The sequence below is a fragment of the Aquamicrobium ahrensii genome, assembly GCF_040545755.1.
GTDB lineage: Bacteria > Pseudomonadota > Alphaproteobacteria > Rhizobiales > Rhizobiaceae > Mesorhizobium > Mesorhizobium ahrensii.
This window is the reverse complement of the sequence record NZ_JBEPMN010000009.1, coordinates 73553-86048: the sequence shown is the minus strand read 5'-3', so window position 1 is coordinate 86048 and position 12496 is coordinate 73553. Positions and strand designations below refer to the sequence as shown.

Genomic DNA, 12496 nt, shown 5'->3' with positions numbered 1-12496 from the left:
CGTCAGCCTATGCGGGGCAATGAGCTGAACTGGTGGAATGGCGGCGGCGAGGAGAGCGTCCATTCCAGCGTGGTGGCGCCTTCGCCCCATGGATTGGCCGAGGCGGTGCGCTTGCGGGCGAAGGCCTCCGCCACGGCGATGAAGAACACCACCAGTCCGGCGGCCGAGATGTAGGAGCCGATCGAGGAAATGAAGTTCCACCCCGCCATCGCGTCGGGATAGTCGGCGTAGCGGCGCGGCATGCCGGAAAGGCCGAGGAAATGCTGCGGGAAGAACACAAGGTTGACGCCGATGAACATCAGCCAGAAATGCAGCTGGCCGAGCGTTTCGCTCATCATGTAGCCCGTCATCTTCGGGAACCAGTAGTAGAATCCGGCAAAGATGGCGAAGGCCGCCCCAAGCGACAGCACATAGTGGAAATGGGCCACCACGTAGTAGGTGTCGTGCAGCACGCGGTCGACGCCGGGGTTCGCAAGCTGCACACCGGTGACGCCGCCAACGGTGAAGAGCAGGACGAAGCCCGTCGCCCACAGCATGGGCGTCCTGAAGGTGATCGAGCCGCCCCACATGGTGGCCAGCCAGGAGAAGACCTTGATGCCGGTGGGCACGGCGATGACCATCGAGGCGAAGGCGAAATAGCGCTGCGATTCGACCGATATGCCGGCGGTGAACATGTGGTGCGCCCAGACCACGAAACCGATAAGGCCGATGGCCACCATGGCGTAGGCCATGCCGAGATAGCCGAAGATCGGCTTTCTGGAGAAGGTCGAGATGACATGGCTGATGATGCCGAAGCCCGGCAGGATCATGATGTAGACTTCCGGGTGCCCGAAGAACCAGAACAGGTGCTGGTAGAGGACCGGGTCACCGCCGCCTGAGGGCACGAAGAAGGTGGTGTCGAAGTTGCGGTCGGTGAGCACCATGGTGATGGCTCCGGCCAGAACCGGCAGCGACAGCAGCAGCATGAAGGCGGTGACCAGCATGGACCAGGCGAACAGGGGCATGCGGTGCAGCGTCATGCCGGGCGCGCGCATGTTGAAGATGGTGGTGATGAAATTGATGGCTCCGAGGATCGAGGACGCGCCCGACAGGTGGATCGACAGGATGACGAGATCGACCGCCGGTCCCGGCTGCCCGGTCGAGCCGGAGAAGGGCGGATACATCGTCCATCCGCCGCCATGGCCGGATACGCCGGCCGCGCCCGGCACGAACAGTGACAGGAGGAACAGGATCAGCGAGGCGACGAGCAGCCAGAACGAGATGTTGTTCATGCGCGGGAAGGCCATGTCCGGCGCGCCGATCATGATCGGGATGAACCAGTTGCCGAAGCCGCCGATCAGCGCCGGCATGATGACGAAGAAGATCATCACCAGCCCGTGGCCGGTGACGATGACGTTGTACACGCCGGGATCGGCGAAGATCTGAAGACCCGGTTCCTGAAGCTCCATGCGCAGGGCGACCGAAAGGCCGGTGCCCAGAACGCCGCACAGCATCGACAGGATCAGATAGAGCGTGCCGATGTCCTTGTGATTGGTGGAGAGCAGCCATCTTGTGACGAAGCTCCGGCTGGGGGCCTGCGCGTCATGAGTGGTGTCCGACATGCTCTTCTCCTTCCCTGGCGCTTCCCGCTTTCGCGCAAGGAGCTGTCTCGGAAGGGGCGGCCTTGAGCCGTCGCGGTCGGGAACAGGCGCCTTGCCTGCGCATTGCGCGATCAGTCGGTGACGATCACATCCATGGGGATGTCGTGCGGCTGCGGATAGATCGTCCTTATTTGGCTTTGCGTGTAACCGACGCCGATCGTCAGCGGTTTGCGCGGCATGGCCGCCAGCGTCCGGTCAAAAAACCCGCCGCCATAGCCCAGCCTGTACCGGGCTTCGTCAAACCCGACGACCGGCGCGATGACGATATCCGGCTGCACCGCCGGCCCGCGCGAGGGCACCAGAATGTTCCACACGCCGCGCTCAAGCGGGTCGCCCGGCGCCCAGATGCGGTATTCAAGCGGCCATCCCTTCTGGATGACGACCGGCAGCGCCAACCGGCCGCCGCGCTTGATGACGCCGATGCCCCAGTTGCGCAGGTCGGGCTCGCCCCGGAAGGGCCAGTAGGTGCCGACGATACGCCCCCCGAGCTTGCCGAGGGTGGCGTCAAGCTTGCTTGCGATGCGCGTCGAGCGTGTTTGACGTTGCTCCTGTTCCATCGCCATACGTTCCGCAATCAGCCGCTCGCGCTCGGCCTTGCGCCAGCGCATGACATCGCTCCATGCGTCCGAACGAAGCGGCATCAGACGAAACTCGGGGTCCAGCTCATGCATGAAGCAGGGCGGTGACGCATATTCGGCGGTTTCTTGCTCCGTGGCCTCGCTCTGGGGATCATCGCTCATCTCGGGCACCCTGGCTGGTTATCGAGGTCAAGCGTGCGCTACCGCAAACCGGAAGGCAAACGGAATTAAATGCGGTATGAGTGCAAAATAATTGCATTGAAGGCGGCATGTCATGGACATAGACCGGGCCCGGACTTTTCTGGAAATCGTTCATACCGGCAGCTTCCTGAAGGCGGCGGATCGGCTCCACGTCACTCAGACGACGGTGAGCGCGCGCATCCGCACGCTGGAGGAGGAACTCGGCCGCCAATTGTTCGTGCGCAATCGCAACGGGGCGTCTTTGACCCCCGCTGGCCGCGAGTTCGAGCGTTTCGCTCAATCCATGGTGCAGATATGGGAACGCGCCCGCCAGCAGCTCACCATCCCGCCCGGCCGCAACAGCGTCGTGGCGCTCGGCGGCGAGCTGAGCCTGTGGAACCCGCTGCTGCTTGACTGGCTGGTGTGGATGAAACGCGAGCAGCCGGAGATCGCGATCCACGCCCATGTCGGCGTGCCGGATCAGTTGCTGGAACAGTTGCGGACCGGTGTGCTCGACCTGGCCGTGCTGTATGCCCCCAAGCTCCTGCCCGGTTTCAGGATCGAACTGATCGAGGAAGAACAGCTTGTGCTGGTGCGGACGCCCGGAAGGGACCAGCCACTGGACTATGTCCATGTCGACTGGGGCTCAAGCTTCGCCGCGCAACGGGGCCTTGGACAGGCTTTTGGGGAACCCGGCGTCATGGTTGGGCTCGGCCCGCTCGGCCTCAGCTACATCCTGCGCGCGGGCGGCTTCGGATACTTCCGTAAAGGGGTAACCGCACCCCATATCGAGGCGGGTGAGCTTGAGCGCGTCGAGGGCGCGCCCGAATTCACCTATCCGGCCTATGCCGTCTATCCGGAATCAGCGGAAGCGCGCAGCGATGTGCAGGAAGCCTTGCGAGGCCTCAAGGAGGTGGTGGCGGCGCAATGAACGCCAAGATATGCAAGCAGCGGATTTTTCAGGTCCGCCACAGGTCCATTCCGGTAACCGAATCTCCGGAATGGACCTGCAAATCAATGCGTATAGGCCACACACCATCTCCGCTGCCGATAGCCGGCGTGCGGCGCACCCTTCCTTGAGCGGTTCTGGTTTTCATTGAATCGGCAGAACCGCTCTATCTCATTGTTTTAGCCGCATTTCCGGGCGCAAAACCGCTCCACGCTTCTGCTGGAAATGCTCTAGTACTGGCCGCGATAGTAGCGCTCGTCGCATTCGGCCACGTAGACGCGGCCGTCCGCGGCGCGGTAGCGGCACATCTGTCGGTCGCCCGGCTGCGGGCCGCCCGAGGTGGCGACAACGGCGCCGAGCAGCGCACCGGCGCCCGCGCCGATCAAGGTGCTCTTGGTGTCGCGGCCGATGGCCTGGCCGACAAGCGCGCCACCGGCGCCGCCCAGCGCCGCGCCTGTCGTGGCGCGCTGCTGCTGCGGCGTCTGCGAGCAACCGGCGAGGCCGATCGTCAGGGCCACGGCGCCCATGGCGGCGAATCTGAAAATGTTCATCTGGTCCTTCTCCTTGTCTGAAAGCCGGCCCCACATTGCACAATGAAGATGAACGCAGCCTGACCGCAACGGGTTCCGGCCTTTCAGGCGTCAGCCGGTGAAATGCGCTGACGCCATTGTCGATGAATGGTAGGGAGACGGCAAAAAAGGCCGCAGTTCTTCACTGCGGCCTTTTGTTTCCGCTCGTTGGAGCCAGATTTGATATCAATAGATATCGAAGTCGAAATATTTAGCCTGAATCTGCTTGTAGGTGCCGTCGGCGACAATGGCGTCGATGGCCGCGTTGAGTTTCTCGCGCAACTCGTTCTCGCCCTTGCGGATGGCGATGCCGGTCTCCAGCTCGGTGCCGGCCACGTCGCCGATCATCTTGCAGCAGTCGGCGTCGGCCGAGTTCTTCAGCCAGTCCACCATCACGAATTTGTCGGAGACGACGGCGTCGAGGCGGCCGTTGATCAGGTCCTGAACGGCCTCTTCCTGCGTCGGATAGAGCTTCACGTCGGAGCCGGCCTTGGCGTAATAGTCCTGCGCATAGATCGCCTGCGTGGTGGCGGCCTGGGCGCCGATCGTCTTGCCGGCCAGATCTTCGGGCGTGGTGCCCTTCAGATCGCTGTCCTTGACGGCCGCGACGGCGAGCGGCGTCACATAGTATTTGTTGGTGAAGTCGACCTGTTCCTTACGCTCTTCGGTGATCGACATCGAGGCGACGATGGCGTCGAACTTGCCGGCCTGAAGCGCGGGAATGATGCCGTCCCAGTCCTGTACGACAAATTCGCATTCGACCTTCATCTGGTCGCAAAGCGCCTTGGCGATCTCGACGTCGAAGCCTTCGAGCTTGCCGTCGGCGGTCACGGTGTTGAAGGGAGGGTAGGCGCCTTCGGTGCCGATCTTGAGCTTGCCGCCCTCCTGCGCCGCCGCCTGCCCGGCAGCGAGGGCGATCACGGCTGCCGTGGCGACGCCCGCGAGCCATCCGGATATACGCATAGTGAACCTCTTCCCAAAAATTCCAGGCCCCCTTTGGCCTGCGCCCAGCCAAGCACAGCCGCAGGCTGGGCACAAGCCAAAAGCTTTAGGTCCAAAGTAGCGGAGAGGTTAACGCTGCGTCGGGCTGCGGAAATGCTTGGAGAGTTTGAGGCCCTGCGCCTGATAGTTGGAGCCGAGATCGGCGCCGTAGAGCGCTCTCGGGCGCTTGCGCATGTGCTCGTAGACCAGTCGGCCCACGGTCTGCCCGTGATCGAGGATGAAGGGGACCTCATGGCTGCGCACTTCCAGCACCGCGCGGCTGCCGGTGCCGCCTGCCGCCGAATGGCCGAAGCCGGGGTCGAAGAAGCCGGCGTAATGAACGCGGAATTCGCCCACCAGCGGGTCGAACGGGGTCATCTCGGCGGCGTGGAGAGGCGGCACATGCACCGCCTCACGGCTGACGAGAATGTAGAATTCGTCCGGGTCGAGCACCAGTTCGGCCGCGCCGCGATTGTAGAGGGGCTCCCAGAAGTCGAGCGCATCATGGGCGGCGCGGCGATCCACGTCGATGAGCCCCGTATGATGCTTGGCGCGATAGCCGATCAGCCCGCTGGCGTCGCCTTCCAGGTCGATGGACAGAGCGATGCCGCCGCCCGAAATATCCGGAGGGTCGGTGGCGACCAGCGTCTCGCCGCGATGAAGCGCGTGCAGCTCTTCTTCGGTAAGCAGGGCGTTGCCGGTGCGGAAGCGGATCTGCGACAGGCGCGAGCCGGTGCGAGCGACGATGGGGAAGGTGCGCGGGCTGACCTCCAGATAGAGCGGGCCATGATAGCCGGCGGCGATCTTGTCGAACTCGGCGCCGTGGTCGGTCATCACGCGGGTGAAGATGTCGAGCCGGCCGGTCGAACTCTTGGGGTTGGCTGAGGCGGAGATTTCCGCCGGCAGGGCCAGGCCTTCCAGCAGCGGCACGATGTAGACGCAGCCCGTTTCCAGTACGGCGCCCGCCGTGAGGTCGATCTCATGCAGTTGCAGTCGGTCGAGCTTTTCCGAAACGGAATGACCGGGACCGGGCAGGAAGGAGGCGCGCACCCGGAGCGCCTTTTCGCCGAGCCTCAGGTCGAGGCTTGCCGGCTGGATCTGGTCCGCGTCGAGCGCCCGTGGAGCGGTGAGCGCGCCGCTTTCGAACAGCGCTGCAATATCCTGATCGGGTAGAATGCCTGTCTGACGCAAGGTTACGCTCCCGGCCGGTGATCGGGCCATAATCGCAGATGTCTTAAACATACGGCCGATTGACGCAAGACGGAGCGAGGTTTAAAGGGGTGATTATCCCGTGGTGATTTGGCCGGTCGGCTTGCAGCCACGTTAAACAAGTCGCTAAAGGACCGTCGGGCTCATAAGCTGTCTGTACCGGTTGCGACTTTCGCGGCCGGTTTTTTGTTGTTTGGAAGAGAGCCATGACATCAGACAAGACACGCAGTTGGAGACCCCGCACCACGCTGGTTCATGGAGCGACGCTCCGGTCCCAGTTCGGCGAAGTGTCGGAATCGATTTTCCTGACGCAGGGCTATGTCTACGAGAACGCCGAGGCGGCCGAGGCCCGCTTCAAGGGTGAAGCGCCGGGCTTTATCTATTCGCGCTACGCCAATCCCACGGTCGATATGTTCGAAAAGCGCATGTGCGCGCTGGAAGGCGCGGAAGACGCCCGCGCCACGGCGTCGGGCATGGCGGCGGTCGCCAATGCGATCCTGTGCAGCCTCAAGGCGGGCGATCACATCGTCGCCGCCCGCGCCCTGTTTGGCTCCTGTCGCTGGGTCATCGATACGCTGGCCCCGCGCTACGGCATCGAATCCACGCTGGTGGACGGCAAGGACATCGCCAATTGGGAAAAGGCGGTGCGCCCCAACACGAAGCTGTTCTTCCTTGAAAGCCCCACCAATCCGACACTCGAAGTCATCGACATCGCCGCCGTTGCAGCGCTCGCCAATTCGATCGGCGCGCGGCTGGTGGTGGACAACGTCTTCGCCACGCCGCTGTTGCAGCGCCCGCTGGATCTCGGCGCGCATGTCGTGGTCTATTCCGCCACCAAGCATATCGACGGGCAGGGCCGCTGCCTTGGCGGCATCATCCTTTCCGACAAGGCGTGGATCGACGAGCATCTGCATGATTATTTCCGCCACACCGGCCCCTGCATGTCGCCGTTCAATGCGTGGACGCTGCTGAAGGGGCTGGAGACGCTGCCCGTGCGCGTCGACCAGCAGATGCGCTCAGCCGCCCGCATCGCCGATTTCCTGGCGCAGTCGCCGCAGATCGAGCGCGTCGTCTATCCCGGACGTCCCGACCATCCGCAGGCCGACGTCATCGCCCGGCAGATGTCCGGCGGCTCGACGCTTGTGTGCTTCGATGTGAAGGGCGGCAAGGCGGGGGCGTTCGCTTTCCAGAACGCGCTGGACATCGTGCTGATCTCCAACAATCTGGGCGACGCCAAGAGCCTGATCACCCATCCCGCAACCACCACGCACAAGAACCTCACCGAGGAAGCGCGGGCCGAGGGCGGCATCGGTCCCGGCACCTTGCGCCTCTCGGTCGGGCTTGAGGACACGGATGATCTGCTGGAGGACATCGGGCAGGCGCTGGCCGGGGTCGGCAAGGCTGCCTGATGGCGCGTGAAGGCGGCCGGTGCCGTTTCGGCTCCGGCTGCCGCGCGAGGCTTGACCGAACCGTTTTACGGGCCAATCCTGCCCGGGCAGGAGATGCCGATCATGTACAGCGCCACGACACGCGACATAGAGGTTCGGGTCAGGCCGTTCTATCTGGAGGAACGGTCGGACCCCGCAGGGAACCGCTATGTGTGGGGCTATCGGGTGACGATCTGGAACCATTCGAGCGAGTTCGTCCAGCTCATGTCGCGTCACTGGCGCATCACCGATGGAGCCGGACGTGTGGAGGAAGTGCGCGGCGCCGGCGTGGTCGGCGATCAGCCCGAGCTCGATCCGGGCGACAGCTACGAATATACATCCGGCTGCCCGCTCTCCACGCCATCCGGTTTCATGGCCGGCAGCTACACCATGCGCACGGCGACGGGGGAAACCTTCGACATCGAAATCCCGGCCTTCTCGCTCGATCTGCCTGATGAGCGCCGAACGGTGAACTGAGACAGGAAATGCAGGAGGCCGGCCCGGAACCGGACCGGCCTCTGTCGCAGGATCGTCAGTCGCCTGCCGGCAGAAACTCCGCCGGCTCGAATTCGTAGGCCTTCGAGCAGAACTGGCATTCGACGCGGATGCGGCCGGCCTCTATGCTGTCGCGAACTTCCTCGGCGGTGAAGCCGCGCAGCATGCCTTCGATCCGCTCCTGCGAGCAGGAGCAGCGGTCCGCCACCTGAACATTGTCGAAGACGCGCACGCCATGCTCATGGAACAGGCGATAGAGCAGGCGCTCCGCCCCTACGGTCGGATCGATCAGTTCGGCCGGCTCCACGGTGGAAAACAGCATCAGAAGCTCCTGCCAGGCGTCATCCTGTGGGTGATCGCCGGCCTCGGTATCGTCGCCGTCGCCGCCGTGCAGATCGGGCATGCGCATGCGTTCCGGCGCTTGCGGCAGAAACTGCGCGAACATGCCGCCGGCGCGCCATTGCTCTTGTCCGCCGGCAAGAACCTGCTTGGCGACCGTCAGCCTCAGATCGGTGGGAATCTGCTCCGACTGGCGGAAGTACACGCGCGCGGCCTCCTCCAGCGTGATGCCGTCGAGCTGCACGATTCCCTGATAGCGCTGCATGTGAACGCCCTGATCGATGGTGAGCGCCAGCACCCCGGACCCCAGCAGGCTGATCTCGTCCACCTTGCCTTCGGCCTCCAGAGCGGCAACCTTGTCGGCGTCGAACTTCGCGTAGGCCCGCAACGCGTCCGGGGTGGTGAAGTCGGCCACCAGCATGTCCACCGGACCATCGGTGCGGGTCTGGAGAATGAACTTGCCCTGGAATTTCAGCGAGGTGCCGAGCAGCACCGTCAGCACGCAGGCCTGCGCCAGAAGCCGGGCGACGGGTTCGGGATAGGCATGGCGCGACAGGATGGCGTCCAGCATGGCGCCGAGCTGAACGGCGCGGCCGCGCACGTCGAGAGCCGAGACCTCGAAGGGGACGACATGGTCGTCGCCCGCATGGCCGAATTCACCGAGCTTTGGCTCGCGGGGTTTGGGTTCGTATCCGGTCACTTGCCTGGATTCCAGCATGGCTTGTCTCCGGCCGCAGGCCTTGCCTTTTTGGGAAAGGCCGGCCGGGCATCGTCTTGTTGCGGGATGGTGCGCCGGAGATAGGCGCCATCCTCGACGGTTTCAAGCGGCGTTCTCGGCGCCCAGACACCAGGCCAGAACGGCTTTTTGGGCATGCAGCCGGTTTTCGGCCTCATCGAACACCACCGAATGCGGACCGTCGATCACCTCGTCGGTCACTTCCTCGCCCCGGTGCGCCGGCAGGCAGTGCATGAACAGCGCATCGGGCCTGGCTCTGGCCATCAGTTCGGCGTTGACCTGATAGGGCAGGAACACGTTGTGGCCGCGGGCCCTGTGCTCCTGGTTCATCGACACCCACGCGTCGGTGACGACGCAGTCGACATCGCTCACGGCTTCCTCGGCTGTCGGAAAGAAAGTCACGTTAGCTCCGTTGCCGCGGGCCCAGTCGACATATTTCTGCATCGGCTCGCTGCCCTGCGGCACGGCGACGTTGACGTTGAACGAGAAGCGGGCGGCCGCCTCCATCAGCGAGTGGAGCACATTGTTGCCGTCGCCGGTCCAGGCGAAGGTGCGTCCCGCCACCGGGCCGCGATGCTCCTCGAAGGTGAGCAGGTCGGCCATGATCTGGCAGGGATGCGTGTCGTCGGTCAGCGCATTGATGACCGGCACGCCGGCGTTCTCGGTCAGTTCGATCAGGCGGTCATGCGCCGTTGTGCGGATCATGATGGCGTCGACATAGCGCGACAGCACCTTGGCGGTGTCGGCGATGGTCTCGGAGCGGCCGAGCTGCATTTCGGCGCCGGTGAGCATGATGGTCTCGCCGCCGAGCTGGCGCATGCCGACGTCGAACGACACGCGGGTGCGCGTCGAAGGCTTGTCGAAGATCATCGCCAGAACCTTGCCCTCGAGCGGGCGGGTTCGTTCACCGGCCTTGAGGCGCGCCTTTCGCCCGGCCGCGTCGTCCAGCATGGAGCGCAGGTCTTGCGCCGGGATTGTGGACAGGTCGGTGAAATGGCGCAGGCTCATCTATGACTTCCGATCACTTTGCTTCTGCGGGGACGCGGGCAAGGCTCGCCGCGCCGCTACGGATCCGGGCGAGACCCTGCTGGATCTCCTCATCCGTCACGGTGAGCGGCGGCAGCAGGCGGATGACGTTGTCGCCGGCGGGAACGGCCAGCAGCTTCTCGCCGCGCAGGGCGTTGTTGACCTCGCCCGCCGGCAAGGCGCATTTCAGGCCGAGCATGAGCCCGGCGCCGCGAATGCCTTCGATCACGCCTCCAAACTCGTCGGCGATCGCCGCAAGCCCCTGCTTGAACAGCAGCGCCTTGCGCTGCACCTCGTCGAGGAAACCATCGGCCAGCACCACATCGAGCACGGCGTTGCCAACCGCCATCGCCAGCGGATTGCCGCCGAATGTAGTGCCATGCACGCCGGCGGTCATGCCTTTGGCCGCCTCTTCCGTGGCGAGGCAGGCCGCCAGCGGGAAGCCGCCGCCAATGCCCTTGGCGACCGCCATGATGTCCGGCGCGATGCCGCTCCACTCATAGGCGAACAGCTTGCCGGTCCGGCCGATGCCGCACTGCACCTCGTCGAAGATGAGCAGCAGGCCGTGCGTGTCGCACAATTCGCGCAACCGCTTCAGCGACGGGCCGGAGAGCAGGCGGATGCCGCCTTCGCCCTGCACCGGTTCGACCAGAATGGCTCCGGTTTCGGGTTTGATGGCCTTTTCCAGCGCTTCCATGTCGTCGAACGGAACCTGGTCGAAGCCGTCAACCTTGGGTCCGAAGCCCTCAAGGTATTTCTGCTGTCCGCCTGCCGCGATGGTGGCCAGCGTGCGGCCATGGAAGGCGCCCTCGAAGGTGATGGTGCGATAGCGTTCCGGCTGGCCATTCGCATGGTGATAGCGGCGGGCTGTCTTGATCGCGCATTCGAGCGCCTCGGCGCCGGAATTGGCGAAGAACACCTTGTCGGCGAAGCTGGCGGCCACGAGGCGTTCCGCCAGGCGCGTCTGCTCGGGAATTTCGTAGAGATTGGACAGGTGCCAGAGTTTGCCGGCCTGCTCCGTCAACGCTGACACCAGATGCGGATGGCCGTGGCCCAGCGAATTGACGGCGATGCCCGCGGCGAAATCGAGATATCGCTCGCCCTTGTCGGTCACCAGCCACGAGCCCTCGCCGCGCTCGAACACCAGGGGAATGCGGGCGAAGGTGTCGTAAAGCGCCGAACCGCTCATTATATGCGTCTCCGGGACCGGAAATTAAAAAAACCGCCCAATCGGCGGCCCCTGCGCTTATCAGGGTTTTGCGGCTTTCGTCAATGGAAAGGTCGCGGAGCGCGCTTCTGCGCGCGCCACATGTTCCGCAGCGTCAGAAGGGCTTGAAAAGCAGCTCAAGTTGGGGAAAACCACAAAAACTGATTCGGGTTTCGGCTCCGACTCTTGTCACCGAGTCCATACATATTGTAGTCATGGGCCGGAAATAACCAGATTTCGTGCGGCTTATCCAATCATCCACATAGATGTGGTGCCTGACCGGCTTTTGCCGGAACGGGGATGGATTCCGGAAACCGTACGTTCAAAGGAGTGCAGTCTCATGGGTTGGACTGACGAGCGTGTTGAGCTCTTGCGGAAATTGTGGGCGGAAGGATTGAGCGCCAGCCAGATCGCCGCCCAGCTTGGCGGTGTCAGCCGCAATGCCGTCATCGGCAAGGTGCATCGGCTGAAGCTGTCCGGTCGCGGCAGGACCACCGCTGCCCCGGCGCGTCAGAAAAAGGCGTCCCCCACGCCGGCCTCCCGGCCGGTGCGTGCCGCCAGCCCGGCGCGCAGCACGTCTGCGACGGTCGGCGCGACCGCCTTGCAGGTGCAGTTCGACGCCGAACCGGTCGCGCGCCAGTATCTTCGTCCGGTCGGCGATGTGGTGGTGCCGATTTCGCGCCGCCTCGACCTGACCCAGCTCACCGAGCGGACCTGCAAGTGGCCGAACGGCGATCCGCTGTCGGAAGACTTCCACTTCTGCGGTAACGAGGCCGGCGAGTCCGGTCCCTATTGCGCCTATCATGCCCGGCTGGCCTTTCAGCCGGCCTCGGAGCGCCGCCGCGCGCGTTGATCCGCCGCCACGCCGTTTCCTTGAAGGACCCCGTCGAAAGGCGGGGTTTTTTTATTGTTTGATCAAAACTGGAATATTCAGAAATACGTGCTAGCATCCCTCCCGTTGGGGAGAACGGGGGAGAGGAAGTTGATGTCCTGCTTTTCAATGAAAGATGCGACCGGAGTATGTCTTACTTCTCCCGGAATTATATCCATACATATAAAGAAATATAATTTTGACATTCTGTTGGTTGCGTTTGCTTCTACAGAAACAAACCTTATCAATATCTGATCTGATATAAGTTTTTGCGTTGGGCGCCTTGGGC

Annotated in this window: 12 protein-coding genes and 1 riboswitch; of the genes, 4 read left to right on the top strand and 8 right to left on the bottom strand. The window is 63.6% G+C overall.

Annotated features, from left to right (window positions below; translation table 11 throughout):
- Window positions 1-2 precede the first annotated feature (2 nt).
- Window positions 3-1601, bottom strand: coding sequence for a cytochrome c oxidase subunit I (gene ctaD / locus ABID44_RS12690; RefSeq protein ID WP_354152077.1), 1599 nt, complete (start codon window positions 1599-1601; stop codon window positions 3-5).
- 110 nt (window positions 1602-1711) lie between these two features.
- Window positions 1712-2380, bottom strand: a complete 669-nt coding sequence (locus ABID44_RS12685; RefSeq protein ID WP_354152076.1) for a 5-formyltetrahydrofolate cyclo-ligase — start codon at window positions 2378-2380, stop codon at window positions 1712-1714.
- 112 nt (window positions 2381-2492) lie between these two features.
- Here ABID44_RS12685 and ABID44_RS12680 point away from each other — a divergent pair, with 112 nt between their 5' ends.
- Entirely contained in the window at window positions 2493-3329 is an 837-nt protein-coding gene (locus ABID44_RS12680) for a LysR family transcriptional regulator (RefSeq protein ID WP_354152075.1), read from the top strand.
- A gap of 248 nt (window positions 3330-3577) precedes the next feature.
- Here ABID44_RS12680 and ABID44_RS12675 read toward each other — a convergent pair whose 3' ends face one another.
- From ABID44_RS12675 to ABID44_RS12665, 3 genes are all read right to left on the bottom strand, one after another.
- Window positions 3578-3898, bottom strand: a complete 321-nt coding sequence (locus tag ABID44_RS12675; RefSeq protein WP_354152074.1) for a YMGG-like glycine zipper-containing protein — start codon at window positions 3896-3898, stop codon at window positions 3578-3580.
- Between the two features lie 204 nt (window positions 3899-4102).
- Window positions 4103-4879 (bottom strand): ABC transporter substrate-binding protein, encoded by a 777-nt coding sequence (locus ABID44_RS12670; RefSeq protein ID WP_354152073.1) that lies wholly within the window; start codon window positions 4877-4879, stop codon window positions 4103-4105.
- 108 nt (window positions 4880-4987) lie between these two features.
- Complete coding sequence (locus tag ABID44_RS12665; protein WP_354152072.1) at window positions 4988-6118, bottom strand: 2'-deoxycytidine 5'-triphosphate deaminase; 1131 nt, start codon at window positions 6116-6118, stop codon at window positions 4988-4990.
- 60 nt (window positions 6119-6178) lie between these two features.
- Window positions 6179-6256: riboswitch (SAM riboswitch) on the top strand.
- A gap of 56 nt (window positions 6257-6312) precedes the next feature.
- Between ABID44_RS12665 and ABID44_RS12660 the strand changes: the two genes are divergently transcribed.
- Window positions 6313-7515, top strand: coding sequence for an O-succinylhomoserine sulfhydrylase (locus ABID44_RS12660; RefSeq protein ID WP_354152071.1), 1203 nt, complete (start codon window positions 6313-6315; stop codon window positions 7513-7515).
- Window positions 7516-7617: 102 nt separating this feature from the next.
- The gene (apaG, locus tag ABID44_RS12655; RefSeq protein WP_354152070.1) at window positions 7618-8010 is read left to right on the top strand and encodes a Co2+/Mg2+ efflux facilitator ApaG/CorD; all 393 of its coding nucleotides are present in this window, start codon (window positions 7618-7620) and stop codon (window positions 8008-8010) included.
- A gap of 55 nt (window positions 8011-8065) precedes the next feature.
- Here the strand turns inward: apaG and ABID44_RS12650 are convergent, their stop codons facing one another.
- The 3 genes from ABID44_RS12650 to ABID44_RS12640 form a co-directional block, all read right to left on the bottom strand.
- On the bottom strand, window positions 8066-9085 hold the full coding sequence (locus ABID44_RS12650) for an Hsp33 family molecular chaperone (RefSeq protein ID WP_354152069.1): 1020 nt from the start codon (window positions 9083-9085) through the stop codon (window positions 8066-8068).
- Window positions 9086-9187: 102 nt separating this feature from the next.
- On the bottom strand, window positions 9188-10111 hold the full coding sequence (argF, locus tag ABID44_RS12645; protein WP_354152068.1) for an ornithine carbamoyltransferase: 924 nt from the start codon (window positions 10109-10111) through the stop codon (window positions 9188-9190).
- Between the two features lie 13 nt (window positions 10112-10124).
- On the bottom strand, window positions 10125-11318 hold the full coding sequence (locus ABID44_RS12640) for an aspartate aminotransferase family protein (RefSeq protein WP_354152067.1): 1194 nt from the start codon (window positions 11316-11318) through the stop codon (window positions 10125-10127).
- 358 nt (window positions 11319-11676) lie between these two features.
- Between ABID44_RS12640 and ABID44_RS12635 the strand changes: the two genes are divergently transcribed.
- The gene (locus ABID44_RS12635; RefSeq protein WP_354152066.1) at window positions 11677-12189 is read left to right on the top strand and encodes a GcrA family cell cycle regulator; all 513 of its coding nucleotides are present in this window, start codon (window positions 11677-11679) and stop codon (window positions 12187-12189) included.
- The last annotated feature ends 307 nt before the right edge of the window (window positions 12190-12496 follow it).